Source organism: Paenibacillus vulneris (assembly GCF_039543185.1).
GTDB lineage: Bacteria > Bacillota > Bacilli > Paenibacillales > NBRC-103111 > Paenibacillus_S > Paenibacillus_S vulneris.
The window spans coordinates 44,201-64,737 of record NZ_BAABJG010000055.1 but is presented as its reverse complement, the minus strand read 5'-3'; the positions used below and the strand labels follow the sequence as shown (position 1 = coordinate 64,737).

Annotated in this window: 16 protein-coding genes and 1 other annotated feature; of the genes, 11 read left to right on the top strand and 5 right to left on the bottom strand. The window is 48.0% G+C overall.

Annotation, left to right across the window (positions count from 1 at the left end; all coding sequences use genetic code 11):
* Positions 1-12 precede the first annotated feature (12 nt).
* The 3 genes from ABEA66_RS33140 (at position 13) to ABEA66_RS33130 (ending at position 1,981) form a co-directional block, all read left to right on the top strand.
* Entirely contained in the window at positions 13-1,230 is a 1,218-nt protein-coding gene (locus ABEA66_RS33140) for an MFS transporter (RefSeq protein WP_192701738.1), read from the top strand.
* Between the two features lie 29 nt (positions 1,231-1,259).
* Positions 1,260-1,427, top strand: a complete 168-nt coding sequence (locus ABEA66_RS33135) for a hypothetical protein (protein ID WP_345594341.1) — start codon at positions 1,260-1,262, stop codon at positions 1,425-1,427.
* A 77-nt stretch (positions 1,428-1,504) separates the two neighbouring features.
* Positions 1,505-1,981 (top strand): hypothetical protein, encoded by a 477-nt coding sequence (locus tag ABEA66_RS33130; RefSeq protein ID WP_345594339.1) that lies wholly within the window; start codon positions 1,505-1,507, stop codon positions 1,979-1,981.
* A 44-nt stretch (positions 1,982-2,025) separates the two neighbouring features.
* Here the strand turns inward: ABEA66_RS33130 and cls are convergent, their stop codons facing one another.
* Complete coding sequence (cls, locus tag ABEA66_RS33125) at positions 2,026-3,537, bottom strand: cardiolipin synthase (protein WP_345594337.1); 1,512 nt, start codon at positions 3,535-3,537, stop codon at positions 2,026-2,028.
* Positions 3,538-3,869: 332 nt separating this feature from the next.
* Between cls and ABEA66_RS33120 the strand changes: the two genes are divergently transcribed.
* The 6 genes from ABEA66_RS33120 to ABEA66_RS33095 all read left to right on the top strand — a co-directional run bounded on the left by ABEA66_RS33120 (position 3,870) and on the right by ABEA66_RS33095 (position 12,226).
* The gene (locus ABEA66_RS33120; RefSeq protein WP_345594335.1) at positions 3,870-4,877 is read left to right on the top strand and encodes a GNAT family N-acetyltransferase; all 1,008 of its coding nucleotides are present in this window, start codon (positions 3,870-3,872) and stop codon (positions 4,875-4,877) included.
* 349 nt (positions 4,878-5,226) lie between these two features.
* Entirely contained in the window at positions 5,227-6,288 is a 1,062-nt protein-coding gene (locus tag ABEA66_RS33115) for a suppressor of fused domain protein (RefSeq protein WP_345594330.1), read from the top strand.
* A gap of 153 nt (positions 6,289-6,441) precedes the next feature.
* Positions 6,442-7,275, top strand: a complete 834-nt coding sequence (locus tag ABEA66_RS33110; RefSeq protein ID WP_345594328.1) for an AraC family transcriptional regulator — start codon at positions 6,442-6,444, stop codon at positions 7,273-7,275.
* A gap of 280 nt (positions 7,276-7,555) precedes the next feature.
* Positions 7,556-9,217: a discoidin domain-containing protein gene (locus tag ABEA66_RS33105; RefSeq protein WP_345594326.1), complete on the top strand. Its 1,662-nt coding sequence runs from the start codon at positions 7,556-7,558 to the stop codon at positions 9,215-9,217.
* Between the two features lie 239 nt (positions 9,218-9,456).
* On the top strand, positions 9,457-10,716 hold the full coding sequence (locus ABEA66_RS33100; protein ID WP_345594324.1) for an FAD-binding protein: 1,260 nt from the start codon (positions 9,457-9,459) through the stop codon (positions 10,714-10,716).
* Positions 10,717-10,804: 88 nt separating this feature from the next.
* Positions 10,805-12,226 (top strand): DUF5050 domain-containing protein, encoded by a 1,422-nt coding sequence (locus tag ABEA66_RS33095; RefSeq protein WP_345594322.1) that lies wholly within the window; start codon positions 10,805-10,807, stop codon positions 12,224-12,226.
* A 60-nt stretch (positions 12,227-12,286) separates the two neighbouring features.
* On the opposite strand, the gene ABEA66_RS33090 is transcribed toward ABEA66_RS33095, so the two are convergent.
* The 3 genes from ABEA66_RS33090 to ABEA66_RS33080 form a co-directional block, all read right to left on the bottom strand.
* Positions 12,287-12,622, bottom strand: a complete 336-nt coding sequence (locus ABEA66_RS33090) for a hypothetical protein (protein ID WP_079909369.1) — start codon at positions 12,620-12,622, stop codon at positions 12,287-12,289.
* Between the two features lie 55 nt (positions 12,623-12,677).
* Positions 12,678-13,949, bottom strand: a complete 1,272-nt coding sequence (gene bcbE / locus ABEA66_RS33085) for a bacillibactin exporter BcbE (protein WP_079909370.1) — start codon at positions 13,947-13,949, stop codon at positions 12,678-12,680.
* Between the two features lie 136 nt (positions 13,950-14,085).
* Positions 14,086-14,934 carry an AraC family transcriptional regulator gene (locus ABEA66_RS33080; RefSeq protein WP_345594319.1) on the bottom strand — a complete coding sequence of 283 codons (849 nt, stop codon included), beginning with the start codon at positions 14,932-14,934 and terminating at the stop codon, positions 14,086-14,088.
* Positions 14,935-15,151: 217 nt separating this feature from the next.
* On the opposite strand from ABEA66_RS33080, the gene ABEA66_RS33075 reads away from it, so the two are divergent.
* Positions 15,152-15,679, top strand: coding sequence for a DinB family protein (locus ABEA66_RS33075; protein WP_079909372.1), 528 nt, complete (start codon positions 15,152-15,154; stop codon positions 15,677-15,679).
* Positions 15,680-15,744: 65 nt separating this feature from the next.
* Positions 15,745-16,009 (top strand) — a binding site (T-box leader).
* A gap of 123 nt (positions 16,010-16,132) precedes the next feature.
* Positions 16,133-17,218 carry an aspartate-semialdehyde dehydrogenase gene (asd, locus tag ABEA66_RS33070; RefSeq protein WP_192701751.1) on the top strand — a complete coding sequence of 362 codons (1,086 nt, stop codon included), beginning with the start codon at positions 16,133-16,135 and terminating at the stop codon, positions 17,216-17,218.
* Positions 17,219-17,373: 155 nt separating this feature from the next.
* On the opposite strand, the gene ABEA66_RS33065 is transcribed toward asd, so the two are convergent.
* Positions 17,374-20,517: a hybrid sensor histidine kinase/response regulator gene (locus ABEA66_RS33065; protein WP_345594315.1), complete on the bottom strand. Its 3,144-nt coding sequence runs from the start codon at positions 20,515-20,517 to the stop codon at positions 17,374-17,376.
* Positions 20,518-20,537: the final 20 nt, after the last annotated feature.

Below are 20,537 nucleotides of genomic sequence, written 5' to 3'. Positions count from 1 at the left end.
GAGGGGATTGACATGAACAACTCCACAGCGCTTCGCAGCGGCAGACGTGCTCCATTGCTGGTCAGTATGGGGATCAGCTGGCTGTTTGATGCGATGGACGTCGGGATCATTTCTTTTATCGTAGCGACCTTGACCGTACAATGGCATCTGACTCCGGAGCAGGTAGGGGTGTTTACTAGCATTAATTCCGTTGGTATGGTATTCGGTGCGGCAATGGCCGGTTATATGGCGGATCGCTTCGGACGGAAAACGATTCTGCTTTGGACCCTGCTCCTTTTTTCCGTTGCAAGCGGCTTGTCCGCGTTTGCAGCAAGCTTCACTATGCTGTGCATTCTTCGCTTCGTTGCAGGAGTAGGTCTCGGAGGGGAGCTCCCGGTAGCATCAACGCTTGTTTCCGAAACGGTGCCGGCAGCGGAGAGAGGGAGGACAGTCGTATTGCTTGAGAGCTTCTGGGCAGGCGGCTGGCTTGCGGCGGCTCTTATTTCGTATTTCGTCATTCCAAGGTTCGGCTGGCAGGCAGGATTCCTGATCGGAGCAATACCTGCGTTGTATGCGCTCTATTTGAGAAGGTCCATAGAAGAGCCTCAGCGATTCGTACGCAATCAGGCGGGAAGGAAGCCGAAACTTCGTGAGCAATGGGCTGCCGTGTGGCAGAAGCAGTACTTGCGCTCCACCGTCATGCTCTGGATTCTCTGGTTTACCGTAGTGTTCTCGTATTACGGGATGTTCCTATGGCTTCCGACGGTTATGGTCATGAAGGGCTTCGGGCTGGTCAAAGGGTTCCAGTACGTGCTCATCATGACGTTGGCCCAGCTGCCGGGATATTTTACTGCGGCCTATGCAATTGAAAAATTCGGGCGCAAATTCGTGCTAGTGCTGTATTTGATATTGACAGCGCTAAGCGCGCTTTGGTTCGGCTCCGCCCAGACGGAAGCATCACTGATTGCTGCTGGCATCTGCCTGTCGTTCTTTAACCTGGGAGCATGGGGCGGTCTTTACGCCTACACGCCGGAGCTGTACCCAACCCGGGTAAGGTCCACCGGAGTCGGCATGGCGACGTCCTTCGGCCGTATCGGAGGCGTCATTGCTCCATTCCTTGTAGGTGTTCTTGTAGCTCGCGGGGTGGAGCTTCAGACGATTTTTTACCTGTTCTTTGCAGCGATTCTGATAGGTGCCCTGGCGGTATTTTTCCTTGGGAAGGAGACGAAGGGCATAGAGCTGGAGAATTGATCGATTAGGAGGATATTAAAGCATCACCGGTGGATGCCATACATGGTCAAGCCTATTTCGAGCTGATTGTCGGTGTAAGAAGAAGCGGCGGGGAATATATAGAGCTCACCTTCATTAATGATACGGCATCAGGGCAGTATGACCTGAAGACATATAAGCAGAGCATGGCCCCGAAGGAATTGTTTTGTCCAGAATGACCTGCATATATTTGAGCTTCTACAGTTCGTATGCTATAATCAGCGCAATCGCTACATAGCACATCGGAGGAAAGAGCATGCTTACTTTTGAGCAAAAACTGGCCATCATCGAGTCATTCCCTGAGCTGACGCGCAAGGATGTCTCGCTAGGCCGCGTGAATTTTCAATATGAGAACAGCGGCTTCGACCGCAAAAATGTCGTCTACCACCTGCATAAGAACGGGAACGGCTTCGTCTATGCGGGTCATCTGGACGGATATCCTATTGACGACAAGGGTCTAGTCAATATACGCGATTTTACAGAGGAGGAGCTGCGCAGCCTGCTGGCAGCGTCGATCCGCTCCCTATCGCCGGATTCGGCTGAGGCTTCGGGACCGTCATCGGATAGCAGTGAGGAGCTCTGGATCGGACCAGACAAGGCTGTGCTGCGGCTTTTTTACGAGGACGAGCTGTGGTACCTCTATGACAGGCAGCATTTGGAGTCCGCTTTCGAAACCTATGAGGAAGCAGAGGAATACCTGAACGAAGAAGGATTTGTACGCAGCGGCGCCTAAGCGGCCGCTGCTTGTTATTTATGGACCTTTTGCAAAGCTAAACGTCACAATAAAGGAGACAGTAATCTTGCAATGGACTCTTTACATTGACTTACGTAGGATCTTTTTTTGTACGTTTCCATAGTCAGCTCGAATGAACGCTCCAGATCGACCTTAAAAAGCTCTTCAAGCTTGCCGGCCGTCTTCGTGTCATAGATAAAAGCATTAATCTCAAAGTTGAGCTTGAAGCTTCGAATATCGATATTGGCCGTACCTACCGAGGCAACCTTACCGTCGATCACCAGCGTTTTGGCATGAAGAAAGCCTCCCTCGTACAAGTAGCAGCACACCCCGTTATCCAGCAGCTCGCCCAAATAAGAACGCGACGCCCAGAACACGAAGAAATGATCCGGACGGTCCGGAATCATGACCTTGACGTCGATGCCGGACAAAGCGGCCATTTTCAACGCAGTCAGCAGGCTCTCGTCAGGGACGAAATACGGGGATTGAATACAGATGCTTCGTTTGGCGGAATGAATCATTTTAATGTAGGCGTTTTTGATTTGCTGTCTATTCGAGTGGGGCCCGCTCGATACAATCTGCATCCCGACGCCTTGCGGATGGACGTCCTCAGAGAAATATTTGGCATCGTAGCTGATGGGTGCGGCATGGGTTCGATTCCAATCCATCATAAAATGAGCCTGAAGCACGTTAACGACACTGCCTTCCAGCCTCAAATGAGTATCTCTCCACGGTCCCAGCTTCGGATCCTTCCCTAAATACTCATCTCCTACATTAAAGCCTCCTATATAGCCCCACTTGCCGTCGATAACCACAACCTTACGATGGTTGCGGTAATTCAGCCTGAGGTTTAAATAACGGATTTTGGACGGAAAAAATGCCGCAGCCTTTCCGCCGGCGTCAAGCAAGGGCTGGATGTATGTTTTCTGCATACCGTAGCTTCCTACATCGTCATATAGCAGCTTGACCTCAACCCCCTCCAGAGCTTTTTGGGTTAACAGCCGAAGCAGCTCTTGCCCGAGTGCATCTGTTCGGACAATATAGTATTGCAGATGGATGAACAGGGAAGCATTACGGATATCCTCGAACAGGGAGGTAAACTTGCTTTGGCCGTCCGTGAAGATGTCCACCTGATTATCTTGGGTCAGGATGGAATAGCGGCCGCTCATCAGGTTCATGTGCATCATGTCGTGGTAAGCTTCCATGGCCGGATCGACATAATGCATGACGCCGAGCTCAATTTGTTCCGCCTGCGTTCGGGATATGGCGTTGAATTCCTCCCGTGTTTCATCCTTCATGGCTATAATTCTTCGGCTGTTCAACGTTTTACCGACCAACAGATAAATGATAAATCCAATGCCTGGGAGGAAGAGCAGAACCATCAGCCAGGCCCACGTGGCTACAACATTGCGCCGCTCCAGGAAGATGATGGCTAAGGCAAACAAATAATTGAGGAGCGTTAATAAATTATATACATCTTGAAATTCAAACAGCGGGGTCACCTCCTGCCAGCTTTCGTGCTGTCTATTCTTAAGCATAACCCCATCTGGAATCATTATCCACCTTCTAATTAGAATTTCCTTACCCCAACCCCCTGGATGTGAAGCAGGATAATGCTCTCGAATGTATGTAGAACGCAACGCACAAATAAGATTTTCGGGTCTCATGCCTCAGGGAGTGTAAGGGAAGCAGGGCACCATGACAGCTATTAAATACCTTATGGAACGGCAGGCGAATTTATTAACTTTTCTTGCCGATGCAGTAATACACGGGTCCAAACCTTCAATACTGTTAGAAAGAACCGATATAACAGAAATTTATCTTTCCATCTATTCGTTATTATGACATTATTATCCATAAATAACTTGTTAAAAGGTGGGAGATGGTATTGTCAATTACTGTAAGACCTCTTCGCCTGCCCGACGACTATGAGGCGATTGCCAAGCTGGTAAATACCTATTGGTCCGAGCCTGTGGACGCCGCAAAGCTGGAGGAAGATGACCGCAAGCTGTATACGGTCGGCAGGACGTTTATCGATGAGAACGGGCTGTTAGGCGGTTATGATCGGCTGAGATTGGCTGCTGTCACTGATCAGGATGAGGTTATCGGTTATTTGTGGACTTGGAGAGCACCTTGGACGGAACCGGGGAATTTGAATCATACCCTGGTAGTCGACCCCTCCTTTCGGAGTCAGGGAGCGGGAAGAAGGCTGTTCGAACAGGCTGTAAGCTGGGCCGCTGCGCTAGGAACTAGTAGAATTGTAACCGAAGTCTGGGATGATGACCCGGCATCGCAGCATTTTGCCGAAACGAACGGATTTGTCGTCGAACGCCATTCCTATCAATCCGTACTTCCGTTAGCAGGAAGGGACGACTTAGGGACGGTTGGAGGGAATATTTTTGCCCAGCTGGAAAACGAAGGAATTCGGTTTACGACACTTGCCGATGAGGGTGAGGAGGCCGGAGAGCTCAAGCTCTATGAGCTTTACAAGGAAACCCTCGTTGATATACCAGGCTTCACTGGAGAGGTCCCCGTCATCTCCGAATGGCGGAAGTGGTATTTGATGGCGAATGGTTACTCTCCCGATCAGGTTCTTATCGCCGCTGCTGGCGATCGTTATGTAGGTGTAACCAATGTGCTTCACAATGCGAAGACGAACGGCATGTACCATGAATATACCGGGGTCAGCCGCGACTATCGCCGCCGCAGTATTGGACTGGCACTTAAGATAAAAGCGATTGAGCTGGCCATAGCTCACAAAGCAGCCTACATTCGAACGGACAACGACTCCACGAATGTGCCGATCCTGACGATCAACCGAAAGCTGGGTTATCAGCCGCGTAGGGGATCTTATCGAATGGTTATGGAAATGACGGATGTACCTGCGCAATCATAGTTCATACTTAACAGATGAAAGGAGTTTTTTGTCCTGTTCATTCACTGGAACAACATCCTGATAGTGCTGGGTGTATTAGCCATTGTTGTCATAGGTCTTATCCTATATATCAAAAATAAATAGGGATAGTAGGAGGGGAAGCGGCTCAACTTTCCCTTCTCCAGATACAATTATGAATGGTTGTCCGTTGAATATGGAAGCTGATCAGAAAGTAATATCAAACAGATGGAAGCGAGAGCTTCCCGAACAACTTGTTTCTCTTAAGACCTAACAAAATGACGGGTTCCGGACGAAATACTTAAGTAATACCAGGTCCGATCTTTGGGCTCAACATAGGAGGAACAAGGGAATGGAGAATGAAGCAAGCACAGCCGGATGGGACGCTATCGATCACGCACTGTCCAAAATCTACGGAGACCAGGAGCCGAAGCATTACGGGACGATTCTCAGCTATGCTTTGGGCGGTCAAGATCCGCTGGATGGAATCAGTGTCTACAAGAGTGATTCACCTCAGCCACACTGGCATTTTGTCACATACGGCTTTTCAGAGCTTTACGAGAAGGAATCGGACATTCCGGACGAGAGCGGTTATGGGTTTGAGCTGACGCTTCGTCTATCGAGGACGGAAGAGGAAGAGGAGCCTCCGGCATGGGCATTAAATTTGCTGCAAAATATGGGACGGTATGTTTTTAAGAGCGGCAATATTTTTAAATCAGGTGATTATCTGGATGCTAACGGCCCAATATGCCTGGGTGCCGATACAGATTTAACTGCATTGGCTTTCGTAGAGGACCCGGAACTTCTGGCTATTCATACACCGAACGGACGGGTTGAATTTATCCAAATGGTTGGAATCACAGCCGATGAACTTGAGGCGATGCAAACATGGAATACGCTAGGCGTGCTTTCCGAGAGCTTGCCCTATATTCCACAGTACATGACGGATCTGGGGCGAGAATCCATTGTACAGATCCCATCGGTTGCCTATGCTGTAGAAAGAGGAATGCTGGAGGAAGGCTCCAATACGGGCTTCCTGTATGTGGATCAGCTGACATGGGAGGAAGGAAAGAAGGGCTGGTTTAGCAAAACTCCTTCCAAGCTTACGTTAGGAGCCAAGCAAGCTGACATTATTGGCAAGCTGCTGCAAGGTCGAATTATGAAGGGTAAAACACTCACCTTGCTGGGTTCAGAAACCTGCGTCGTCTTTGAGCCGGGGGATAAACCTGGAGTTGAAGCCGATGAGGAGAAGATTCGTTGGATACTAAATCATGATGCGGCTAAAGAACTATCCGGCAGATTGCAGCCTAAGGAAAGCACATTGGAGCTCGCCTCCATGCAAGGGACGGTTATTGAGATCGTCAAAACTAATATAACGGACCATGAAGGGAACGTTGTCAAAACCATCGGTTAAACTTGATATCATAAAAGGGATAGGGGAGCTTGCGGACGACGCAGCTCCTTTTGTATTGGGTGCGAGACTTAAAAGAGGCTTTGAGGAAAGGAGAATAACGTTGTAAAATAAACGAAATAACAACTTAGGACTATAAAAGGGGATAAAAGACAGATGGTATTGAACATGCCCAAAAGCGTTACACGCTTGCTGCGTCACCGGCTTTCGAGCCTAAGGCTGGACCTGATCCATGCAAAATATACGGATTGCCCTCCGGACTGGATAAGACGCGATTTTATACCGGAATATAATAAGTTTTACTATATTGTGGACGGTTGCGGCTCGATTACGGTCGGCGGGCAAACCTTTCTGCCGGAGCCAGGACAGCTGTTCTTTGCCCCTGCGGATGTGATGCAGTCTTTTTCCGTAACCAATGGCCCTCCATATCAGATGTATTGGTGCCACTTTACTTCGAACATCGCCATGGGGCAGTTGTTTCAAACATTCGGTCTCCCGAATATCGTAACGATCCAGGATAGCGGCTTGCTGTTAAAGCATTTTGGCCAAATGATGACGAACCGGGGAAGTCAATGGCCTACATCTTCCTTAAAGATTCAATCCGCTCTTTTTGAAATTCTAGCCTTGTTCATCGACACGGCTCTGTCAGACAAGAACCTAACCTTACCGGGGTTAGCCGATAGCAAACTGATCGACACGATCCATTACATCGATCAAAACCTGTCCAAGGAGTTTACCGTTGACGAGCTCTCGGAAATAGCTCATTTTCATCCGAATTATTTTATCCGTTTTTTTAAAATGCACTTAGGGGTCCCACCGATGCGATATATCCATGAACGAAGGCTGGAAAGGGCCAAGGAGCTGCTGTCGAGCACAGAGATGAAAATAAGCGAGATCGCTAATATGACGGGGTTCTATGAAGCGTCGCATTTCTCTACAGCCTTTAAAAAGTATACAGGAACTTCACCGTCGGCATACCGTAACAGATAAGGGTCTATTACAGATGGCCCGCGAGTGGAGCGGATCAGCTACGCGGGATAAGGAGTGAAGTTAATTTTATTAAAGCAATAGTTAATATCGTCTATTCAAGTTGGAATGAAAGCGCTTTATACTGACGTCAGCACATGAAATTCGATGTGCAGCAGAGAATGCCGAGCCTAACAGGGAAGGGGGAGGATCCAAGTCCGACTTAAGCTGCATCCACCGTACAGGGAATGCGGCGCACGTACCATCTATCCGACAAGGTGATTCAAGAAGGAGGCGTTATCTTATGTCCAGATTCCTATCTTTAGCCAAGACTCAGATGAAGTGCATTGCGTTAACCGGTTTGCTGCTTGCAGGTCTCTCTCCCTTTAGTGCCGTTCAGGTCCAGGCTGCCAGCCCTATGGTTGTTGACAGCCTGGATGGTCCGGTTACCCAGAATGAAATTAATTCCTTTAAAGCCTACATATTGGACCTTCAGCCGGTCGTATGGCCTAATACCGATTCTATGCAAAATGAGTATGCCCAGGGAAAAAGCGGCGAGAGCATTAAAGCTATGGGGCTCATGTATGAACTGACGGGCGACGCCGCCATTCTGGATCGGATGATCTATTTTTGCAACGTTCTACTTTCGCAGCGAAATGATATTTTGCCCGCGCCCTATGGCCAACGTACGGTATGGACGAATACGGTTGCACCTGTGTGGCCGGGCAACAGCAGCGGAACCGCTTCCGCCGATTCGGCCAACGGGGATCCGGTAGGCCATCTTGCGAACTGCGCAAGGCTCATTCTCAAAACCCCTTCGATATGGAACACGACGGTTCTGGATGGGGACCCTTATGGCTATGGAGCAACCTATAAGCAGCGTGCAACTAAGTTTTTAGCTGAAGCCGATTATGTGCTCAACCAGTTTATTTTTCCCAAGCTGCTCAATTTGTCGAACGGCAACAAGTACTACTTTTCGTCTCAATCTCCTTACATGACGAATGGAGCCATGCCGTGGAATCAGCAGATGATGATCTCGTACGGCTTGCAAAACGTTGCGATGGCCCATGAGCTTCTTGGGGATAATCCTTCTCTGGTATCTCAATACGACAGCATCATACAGGCGAATGTGAACTGGTATTTTGCCAATAACTCCACCAAACAGGTGTATACCACCAGCTTAGGCAACACTGCTTATAATTGGGGATATAACCCGACGCTGCTGAGCGGGGAGGATAACAGCCACGGCAGCCTGGATGTAGCGGGCTTTTACCGCCAATTCCTAAGCGGACGTTACGGGATTACGGCGGCACAGCTGAAGCCGATCGCTAATATGTATGCCGACGTCATGATGAGAGGGCCTAATGATTTCGCGGGGAAAGTCGACGGCACCGACGGCTCGGGGAACAGTGCACCTACAACCTATGCGCGAAGCGGCTACTTGTTCTTGACAGTGCTTCGTCCGGATATGTACTATGCGCTTGCGAATGCGGATTTGTCGAGATCCGGCACCAGCATGGACATATTCTCCCGCTTGATGTGGGCCAAGAACAAAAGGTACCAGAACGGCGGTAATCTTGCATCCGGCAAGACCTACAGTGCCTCTTCCTCCTGGAGCTCATCGTATGACGCTGGTAAAGCGTTTGACGGAAATGTCTCCTCCCGATGGTCTGCGTCCAGCGGTTCCACAAGCAATCAATGGATTAGTGTGGATTTCGGGTCAACGAAAAGCTTTAACCAGGTTTTCATCAAGGAAAGCACGTATACGAGGATCACATCCTATAAGCTCCAGTCCTCCAATGACGGTACGACCTTCACGGATATTGCAGGCACCTCGGGAACATCGATCGGCGCAGGCAAAACGATAGACTTTAATACGGTCAATGCCCGCTACGTAAGGCTTTATATAACTTCCGCCAGTCAGGAGCCGACCGTGAACGAGATTGAGGTATATAAAATGAATTAACATGTAATCAGTAAAAAAACGTTTAACGGCCGCCAACCCCTTTGCGGGATGGCGGCCGTTTGTGCAGTTAGGCGATGCTGTTTTTATAAAGGGAGGGGAAAGATTCGTAGTTATCATTTGGGATTATTGCTGTTACAATAAAGGAAGCTATATCAAACAGGAATGGACCAAAGTCTATTTGACAGAAAAAGGATCTTATCGTAGTTGAGAATTCGATCACAACAAGGAGTGTGCGGTTTATGGAAAGCTATAGAAATTGGGCAGGCAATTACACGTATGGTACTACTAATCTTCATGTTCCCGAAAGCTTGGAGCAAGTACAGGAATATGTAGCCCGCTTCAACCGAATCAAGGTGCTGGGCACGCGCCATTCCTTTAATGGCATCGCAGACTCTAGGGAGAATCTTCTTTCGCTGGAGAAGCTCAACCGAGTGGTCGAGTTGGACAAGCAGCGAAGGAAAGTAACCGTCGAAGGAGGCATTCGATACGGCGAGTTGTGCCGCTACCTGCACAGCCATGGCTTTGCGCTGCACAATTTGGCATCGCTGCCTCATATCACGGTTGCGGGAGCCTGCGCTACGGCGACCCATGGCTCAGGAGATCGGAATGGCAGCCTTGCTGCAGCGGTGCATGCCCTCGAGATTATCAAGGCTGACGGGGAGAAGATCGTGCTATCCCGTGATCAAGGAGACGGCATTCTCGAAGGAGCCGTTGTCGGGCTTGGGGGATTGGGCGTCGTTACAAAGATAACTCTGGATGTCGTACCGGTATTTCAAATAAGCCAGCATGTATATGACAACTTGCCATTGGCACAATTGAAGGACAATTTCGACGCGATATTCTCCAGCGCCTATAGTGTAAGCCTGTTCACGGATTGGAAGCAGTCCGCCTTCAATCAAGTTTGGCAGAAGCGGGTGTTATCCCAAGATGCCGATCCGGTTACAGAGGATTTCTTCGGAGCGGCACGTGCATTGGAAAATCGGCATCCGGTGCCAGGACTCACGGCGGAAAATTGCAGCGAGCAATTAGGAATACCTGGGCCCTGGCATGAGCGGCTGCCTCATTTTCGAATGGATTTTACCCCGAGCGCGGGGGAGGAGCTGCAGAGCGAGTATTTTGTCTCCCGACAGGATGCTTATAGCGCACTTCAAGCAATTGAACAGCTGAAGGAGCGTATAGCACCGCTCCTGCACGTTTCCGAGGTTCGAACGATTGCGGCCGACGACTTATGGATGAGTCCTTGCTACCAGCGGGATTCGGTAGCGTTCCACTTTACCTGGAAGCCCCTTGTGGAGGATGTTCGACAGCTGCTCCCGATTCTGGAGGAAAAGCTGGAGCCTTATCAGGCTCGCCCGCATTGGGCCAAGCTGTTTGCGATGACTCCATCACGGCTGCGCTCGCTTTATGAGAAGCTGCCGGATTTTCAACAACTGCTCCTTCGCTATGATCCGGAAGGAAAATTTCGCAATGATTATTTGAATCATTATATTATGCATTGATTGTATGCTCTTTTCCTTTGGTCTTCGGTATTAACTGGAGCCTTCGTAATGTCGATACAATAACAGAAGACCAAAGGAGAGAGATGAAATGAACAACAAAACCATAAATATAGGCTTAGCTGGATGTTTGCTGTCCCTCTTGGCTGTTCCGCAAGCCTTGGCATCGCCCGATTCAGCTGTATCCATCTCTGTGAACGGGATTGAAATTTTTACGGATGCTCCTGCTTATATCCAGGCCGATGCGGGAGTCACCTACGTCCCGATCCGGGTCGTCTCCGAATCACTGGGAGCGAACGTTACATGGGTAGAATCTACTAATACAGCGATCATAAGCAAGTCAGGTACAGTGCTAGAATTGACCCTGAATCAGCCTGCTGCAAAGAAAAATGGCCAAGCCGTTACCCTGGAGGCGCCCGCCGTAATGCAAAATGGCCGTTTGATGGTGCCGATTCGTTTTGTTTCGGAAGAGTTGGGTGTAAGCATCAGCTGGGACCCGGATTCACGTTTGATAAATCTAGGAACTGCGGCAGCCAACCCCTTATTTGCGGCCGGATCCGGCAATGACCCTCAGAACATTCATAATAATGCTATGGTGACGGAGTATAACGGCTGGCTTTATTATGCCAATATCGGCGATAGCAACAAGTTGTACCGAATGTCCCTGGACCGGACTGTTAACGTGCAGTTAACCGATGAACCGGTTACCGATATCAGTGCAGTGGACGGCTGGGTGTATTACCGGATCTATGAGCATAGGGAAGGCAAGAGAACCGATGCCGGAGAGATCTACCGAATACGTACGGACGGAAGTTCTAGGACCCTGCTGAGTGAGCACGAGACACGGCATTTATTCATGAGAGACGGCTACCTGTGTTACAGCAGGGATAAGGGGATGGGCTCCGGCCCTATCTATAGGATGAAGCTTGACGGAACTGATAGGACCCAGCTCAGCGGCGAGGATGAAGAGGTATTTGAGATGGCCCCGGGGGGCGATTCGATTTATTATACGTTGAGCTCCGGAGGGCTATACCGGATCGATCCGGAAAGCACAGAGTCGGCGGCAATAGATTCAGATTGGTACTATGATATTAGAATCGTTGATGGCTGGCTGTATTATAAGGACGATAAAGGGTACTTGCACCGCATGGACTTGTCAGGGGGCGGCCGAAGCAGCATCGGCGATCATCCTGTAGGATCGTTTTGGATTAAAGACAATACGGTTTACTATGAACAAATGGTGGAGGGCAAATGGTCCTCCTCGGAATCCAGGCTATATCGAAGCGGGCTGGACGGAAGCAATCCCACTCTGCTCGTTGATAAAGTCATATTAAACATCAATGTCATTGGTGAACGTTTGTACTACATGACTTATGAGACTATCAATTCCGATGTTCATCAATACGCAGACATTGTGAATACTCTTTCAAGAATGAATTTGGATGGAACGCATAAGCAAGATTTAACGTCCAAAACAACGAACCCGTTTCCGGATTTACTCAGGAAAAAATAACAGAAGCCACTTGAACAATAAGACACTGACCATCCGATCAGTGTCTTATTTATTTACTTATTAGTGTCTGTACGAAATGTTGTTGGCGATAGTGGATCCGAATCCTTGGGCTTGATTATATGGGAGCACGCTGTTTTGTGCGGTATTCTCCAAGGATCTGCAAATTTGAGCTACTTGCTGCATTTGTTGCATAGCAAGCTGATGACCTTGCAGAGCAGTCTGGATCATTTGCGAGGCTCTTTGCTCTTTTTGCGCGATCTGCTCCAGAATCACAGCATTTTGCTGCTCTTGCTGCAGCAATTGCTGATACATTTGGGTCGCTTGTTGAGTCTGGCTCATCAGCTGATTAATGATTTGTTCACATTGATTGATTTGGCTGGACATATTTTGATACATAGTATAATTCCTCCTTTGATTTGGCCTTTTGTTTTAAAGGTGCCAAATATAGAGTCTACTTAATTTTTTGTTTTATGCGGAGTGGAAAGAAGTGCAAGCTTTGGCCTTGACCCCGATTATTTTCTTTGGGCTTCAGCCCGAATAACGCGAGCAATACGGCAATTGCGCTGCATCCCGCCATGGTGAAGAACATCACGGAAGGAGACAGCTTGATAAGCAGCGAGGCAAGCGGAGGACCAGCCGCTACCCCGATAAATCGCATAGAGCTGTAGATGGAGGTAATAGTTCCCCGCTGTTGTTTTTCAATACTCTCCGTAATCATCGCATCCAGGCAGGGTAATGCAATTCCGACTCCAATACCCATAAAGCATATTGAAATAATCAGAATTAAGGCGGCGGAATAGATAAACCCGTCCCACAAAAGACTTAAGGCAACTAAACTCATTCCGGCAAACGTCAGCCATTTCATCAGGGTCATGTTTTTTTTAATGATTTTCCCGGTAATAAAGGACGCTAAGCACAAGAAAGCTAACGGAATGGCCAAGATACAACCCTTAAGTATACCTTTAATATGGTAATTATCTTCCAGTAGATCAGATAAGTAAAATAGGATCCCGAAGATAACCAGCATACAGATACCGCCAATGCCAAAAATAGCGTACAGCCATCTGCCGTTTTCTTTAAAGATTTGCTTAATTTGCGTGAAGAAGGCGCGAAGGGTTGCTTGTTCTTGATCGGCTTCGTTGTCTTCCTTCTTTGGAGTTTTGACCAGAAAGGCTACGAGCACGGTAGAAATGATGCATAAAACGGGTATGGCAAGAAAAGGCAGGAACCATACAGCCATGGCTAAGGCCGATCCTAGAACGGGGCTCAGCACCTTACCGAACGTATTGGCAGTTTCCACAATGCCCAGACCGCTGCTGACATCGTCCTCGTTCTTGAACATATCTCCCACCAAAGGGAGTACGATCGGGAAAGCCCCCGCGGCACCCACCCCTTGCAATAAACGGCCCAGCATAATAACCATGTAGGATTGATCAAGCCACCAGGCTCCAAGTCCTGAGACCAATCCGCCCGCTGCTGTTATCAGCAGACTGGGAATAATGATTTTCTTTCGTCCGAAACGATCGGATAAGTAGCCAGCTAATGGGATCAGCAGAATGGCTACGGCAGAGTAAACGGTAATCAGCAAGCTCACTTGAAGCGAAGTAATGCCCAGCTTGTCCCGTATGGATGGCAACACCGGAATCAGCATCGAATTACCTAAAGTCATAATTAGCGGAATGGAAGCGATCGCTATAAGGTCCCATGTTTTTCTCTCTTCCATGCTACACCTGTCCTTTTAGGGAGAATGTCAAATCCAAGACATACACCCCATACTATAACCGTTTCACCGTTGGAATATGCAATCCATTGAGTTGAATAAGCTATCAAATCAAACCGGTATGTAGTTGGAAAGGTCATTAACGTCTTGCCATGCTCGAAGCCATATTGCGATAGTTGAGGGGGGAGAAGCCGACATGGGCTTTAAACTGTCTGCTGAAATAATGAAGCTCCAGTCCGACCGCGGCCGAGATTTCCGTAACTGTCATCGTAGTATCTCGAAGCAGTGCTTGCGCTTGGTCCAGGCGAAGGCGATTCATATATTGCATAGGTGACGAACCGATCATATCCTTAAACAGCCGGGAGAAGTAATTGGTATCCAGGTGAATGAGCCGGGCAAGCTCAGGCACAGTAACATCATCGCGCAAATGATTCTCCATATAGTTCACGACGGTTTTCAAGTTTTCGTACGATAACGGGGATTGAGAGAACATATTATGGATACCTGCCCGTTCTACATAAAAGTGGAGCAGATGAAGCAGCAGAGAGCTTGTCATGATCGGGGCGAACGGTTCACTTCGGCTCATATGGCAGTTCAGCTCTCGAAACAGATGCGCGAGCAGCCCGATATCCTGTTCAGGAACATCAATATAATGAGGAACGTCGATCATCCGAAACAGATCCGTTTCCCCAATCGAAGCCTGGAAATGACACCAATATTTCTGAAATGTCCGATTGCTGATTGAAGCAAGAGACTGCCGTGTTCCGGCAGGCAGCAGGAACAATTGATTAGGCTTGGGTTCGTAATCGCAGCCGTCGATACTAATGGAGCCCTCGCCATCGAGAATGAAATAAAACTTATGGACAGCCGGTACAAAATTCAGATTGCCCCAGCTTCGAGGCACTCTCGTGAATCCGCCGCTAATTGGTGCAGCTTGAATGTTGGCAAAAATCCGCTTCATGATATGGTTCAAGGAATTATCTCGCATAGTATCACCCGGGAAATGGACTTTTTTTAATAATAGGAACAGGCTTCTTTGTTTACATTTATTATAGTACAAATTCCGGTACGTAGATTGAAATTATCAAACTTTGCACAAGGCTTCAAAGGGCAAGGAAAAAACGAACTTGAAATGTACTGCAGGAAAACAGAGATCCACTGAGAATATGTAAATAACATTGGTTTGCACGAATGGAGGTCTTGCATTGAATTTTCTTTTGAATGAGGCCATTGAATTGCTGGAGCGCACACCCCGAACCTTGGAGTCTTTATTATCCGGATTATCCGATAGATGGCTGCATTGTAATGAAGGGGAGGGGACATGGAATGTCATTGAAGTCGTTGAACACCTGATTGAAGGAGAGAAGCATAACTGGGTGCCGCGTTTGGACATGATCCTGAGGGAGGGGGAGGACAAGCCGTTTCCTCCGTTTGACCGGTTTTCCCATTTGCATTCAGAATCCCGAAGCACCATCGAACAATCCTTGCAGGCATTTAAACAAATCCGATTTCAAAACCTGGATTTCGTGAAGGAACGAATTCAACCCGAGCTCCATCTGGAATTGGCGGGAACTCACCCTGAGTTTGGCCCCGTTAAGGTAAGAGAGCTGCTCTCGACTTGGGTAGTTCATGATTTGACACATATGACTCAGATTGTAAGGGTGATGGCCAAGAGCTACAGCTCCGATGTAGGGCCATGGAAGGCTTATTTAGGCATATTAAAGCATACATGAGTTTTTTCGAAAAAAATGGTTTACCGCTTTACAGTTATTTGATATTATATACGCAATAGATGAATCAAAATGCGATGAAGAGAAGAGTAAATAAATGGATTCTTGAGCAGAGAGCTCCGGCAGCTGAAAAGGAGTGAAGAATTATTTATTGAAAAAAGGCTCAGAGCAGCACATCGGAACCCATGTACAAACGGAGATGGTGTGACAGGAGCTCCTGTTATAGAGCTAGAGTATAAGCATTCTTGGCAATGTCGTACTCGAAGAGGCAAATATGGCGACATATGGGCGAATCTGGGGTGGTACCACGAGCATACAAATCTCGTCCCCAAGACTATCTAAGTCTTGGGGGTGGGATTTTTTTATTGCAGTCTCGTGTAACACGATTCAGACAACGGATGTATATGATGAAACAAACATAATTTTCATACTAACTTTGAAAGGATTTGAACATCTATGGCGGCAAAATTGAAAGTAGGTATTGTAGGGGGAACAGGAATGGTGGGACAGCGGTTCGTACAACTGCTCGATCAGCATCCTTGGTTTCAAGTAACGGCAATTGCAGCGAGTGCCGGATCGGCAGGCAAGACATATGAGGAAGCTGTACAAGGCAGATGGAAGCTGTCCAGCTCCATTCCCGAGGATGTGAAGGGCATCGTTGTACAGGATGCGTCCAAAGTGGAAGAGGTTGCTCAGAATGTCGATTTTATTTTTTGCGCAGTCGAAATGAAGAAGAATGAGATTCAAGCGCTGGAAGAGGCTTATGCCAAAACGGGAACGCCAGTTATCTCCAATAACTCGGCCCATCGCTGGACTCCGGATATTCCAATGGTTATTCCGGAAATCAACCCGGGGCATATCGAAATTATTGAAGCGCAAAGAAAACGTCTGGGAACATCCACCGGTTTTATTGCCGTTAAGCCTAACTGCTCCATTCAGAGCTATGTGCCTGCTCTTAACGCGCTTCTCGATTTCAATCCGACAACCGTGGTTGCGTCCACCTATCAAGCTATTTCCGGAGCGGGCAAAAACTTCACCGATTGGCCGGAAATGCTGGACAATGTCATTCCTTACATCGGCGGAGAGGAAGAGAAGAGCGAGCAGGAGCCGCTGCGTATTTGGGGCAGCATTGTAAATAATGAGATCGTGAAAGCTAGCGCGCCATTAATTACTACCCAATGTATTCGCGTACCTGTTACGGACGGACACTTGGCAACGGTATTCGTATCGTTCGAAAAAAAGCCTTCTAAAGACGAAATCTTGAGCCGTTGGCTGAACTTCAAAGGACGTCCGCAGGAGCTTGAGCTCCCAAGCGCACCAAAGCAATTCATTACTTATTTCGAGGAAGAGAACAGACCGCAAACCAAACTGGATCGCGACATTGAGCGCGGTATGGGCGTTTCGGTAGGCAGATTGCGCGAGGATTCCCTGTATGATTTTAAATTTGTAGGTCTGTCCCATAATACTTTGCGCGGCGCCGCAGGCGGTGCGGTCTTGATTGCCGAGCTTCTTAAAGCGGAAGGCTATATTCAAGCTAAGTAATCAGTGAGTGAGATCATTCAGGCTATAAGCAGCTAGTAAAAAGCTCAGGACGAATCGGCCCCAGCCAGTATTCTTTAAAGATACGGGCTGGGGCCGATGTTTATTTAATGAAGAAACCTCTCCCGGTCAGGAGAGGATGATTTTTTCGCCTCCTGCTATTGATCCTTACCGGCTTCGAGGGGCTTTCCGCTATCGGGAATAACGAACGATACGGTCGTTCCTTCGTTGATCCTACTGACTATAGACAAGCCGTGTCCGTATAGCTGGGTCAGCCTTCGATGGGTGTTGGAAATACCAATCCCCCGCCTTGCATTGCTGGAAGGATTTAATAGCTGAGCGGCCCTTTCCTGATCCATTCCTTTACCGTTGTCTTGGACTTCAATAAAGGCGAGGTTTTCTTGGCGGCTAATGCTTAGACGTACTGTACCCCCTAAATTCCTGCTTAATAGGCCGTGAATTACGGCATTTTCGATGAGCGGCTGAATAGAGAGGGGAGGGAGCAGAAGCCCTTCAATGTTCGGGTCAACCTCCCATTGTATAGATAGCCTCTCCCCAAAACGCTCCTGTTCGATATACAAGTAGGATTTGACAAGCTCCAGTTCATGCTCAAGCTCAACCAGTTCATCCGTGTTCAAATAGTCAAAGCTAATCCGAAGGAAGGATGTAAAGGCGTCGCCGAGCTTCCGCATTTTTTCTGTATCTATATCACTTAGCGCCATTAGCGCACTTAACGTATTGAACAGAAAATGAGGATGGATTTGCGCTTGCAGATAAGCAGCCTCTATTCGCAACCGTTCATCTATAGATTGCTTCAGTGCTGTCAACGCTCGGATTCGATATTTAAGCTCCGTTGAGTCAACAGGCTTGGTAATATAATCGTTGGCTCCAGCCATAAATCCGGTATAGATATCGGCGGGCTGGGTACGGGCGGTCAACAGTAGGATGGGAAGATCGGATACCGAATACCGTTCCCTTATTTTTTGCGTCAGCTCATAGCCGGAGGTATGAGGCATCATGACATCGGTAATCAGCAAATCCCATTGCTTGGTCTCCAGCAATTCCAACGCTTCCCGAGCTGAATGAACTGTAGTAATGTTGTACGATTCCGCCGACAGGATTCCCTCCAGCACACTAAGATTGATCGGGTCATCGTCAACGGCAAGTATATGGATGCTTTTCGAGTTCACAATCGACGGAATGATGACGGAGGCTGCCAGTTCTCCTATGGAATCTGCAAACGGTGCTCCCGTATTCACAAATCCTGCCGCTTCGGGAACGGACTGCTGAATATCTTGCTGCAGAGGAGAATTCATTTCGTCGGTTATAGGAAGATCGAAGCTGAATACAGAGCCTTCGCCCAATTGGGATCGAACCGATAACGTACCGCCGTGCAGCTCCACCAGCTGCTTGCAGATGCTTAACCCAAGGCCGATGCCTCCTCTGTCACTAACTCCATAAGCTCCTTGCTCGTAAGGTAAGAAGATACGGGCTTGTGTTTCCTCGTCCATTCCAATTCCGGTATCCGATACATGAAGGACAGCCCGGCCTTCCCTCATGTCAGCGGAAACGGATATGATCCCTTGTTCCGTGTATTTGATCGCATTATGTAATAAGTTATATAATATCTGCACCAGTCTTTTTTCATCAGCCATGACCGGCGGAAGCTTCTCGCTTATATCCATATGCAGCTGTATGGGCTTCGTACCGGTCATAAAGGAAAGCATGCCGATAACTCCAGGGACGACGGACTGAACGAGCAAGGGTTCCTTACTCAGCGTGAGTCTTTGCTCTTGAAGCTGCGCTACATCAAGAAGATCTCCTAGCATATGAGACATGCGGTTACTGATCGTGATCAACAGCTCCATATCCTTTAGGCTGCTCCCGTTCAAATTGTCTTTTTCCTTCGTAACCACAGTCCGTGCGATATTCATAATTCCATGAAGCGGTGTCCTCAGCTCGTGAGACGTGTTGGCGAGAAACTGATCTTTTAACTTGTCCGCTCTTTTGAGCTGCTCATTAAGCTTGGCGTTTTCACTGGATTTACGGAAATATTTTTTAAACCAATATGTGGAAAACCCTGTAATAGCTGCTAAGATATCCAATGGATAATAGACTGTTGTGACATTGGAAACGGCTTCTATCAAGCTCCATGTTACGTTGGATAGGATAGCAACGGCTGTAAGCATCAGGAAGATGATGTCTTTATCGGCTTGTTTTTTGAAGATCATTGTACCGACAATATAAATAAACCAAGCAAACGCAAGTAAGTAATATACATGGAAGACTTGATAATATGTCGCTGTATGAACCCATGAAGCAGGGGCAACAACCAGGAATCCTGAATAAATGGCAACGGCCGCTAGATAGATGCGAAGGCCCAGGTTTCCAGGTGGAGCTGCAGCGAACTTTCTGAAAAGAAGTAGAATAAATACATTTTGCCACAAAAGAGCAAGCAGCCGGAGCTTGATAGCCCAAGCGTAATTGACAGGCAGCCATAGCAAGAGCACGTTATCGTGCCCGGCAAGCACGGCAATACCGACCGACACCGTTAACAAGCCAGTGATCAGCAAAGCCCTCTCATGACGGTTGAATATAAATAGAATAATTGCATATAAACCATGGAGCAGCAGAATAAGAAATATAACCAGCTGAAATCCAATGGAATACCATCGTACATAGTCGATAGAAGCTTGGGAGCCGAAGCGAAAAGACTTCAGGATCCCGCCGGAGTGGGGGTCGTCAAAGTTCGCTGCCCGAATAAGCAATTCTATCTCAGTAGTCCCTTCTATAGAATAAGTTGAAGTGTAGGACACATTCCAAGGCACATAGTCATTCGGGTTTGCCGCAGGGTTGCCCATACCGCCAACAGTAACTCCGTTAAGTTCTATTGCCGAGGATGCCTGGATACCTTGAAACCACAAAGCGACCGGCTGCTTTAAAGGATCAATAAGTATGCGCAGCCGATATGTACCGTATCCGTAGGAAGAACCGGACTCATCATCCAGCAAGCTTCCCCAGTCTCCCGGAACTTGTATGGCTGCTGCCTGATTTGACCCGGTCCGAATATCCTGACTTGTCAGTAATTGATTTGGGTAAAATTCCCATTCGCCGTCGAGCAAGAAGGAAGCGGTTTGATCCAGATTAAATCCGCGGAGATCCAGCACGCCATGGTCGGGGCGAGGCTCGCTCAAAGTAAGAAAAGCTTGGTTCCACGCCAGACGCAGGCCGAGAAGAAAGCTTAAGAAGAGGATTAAAATAACCCCATATCGAATTGAGGTTCTAGCGTTTATTGTTTTCATAATACAAGCATTTCGACATA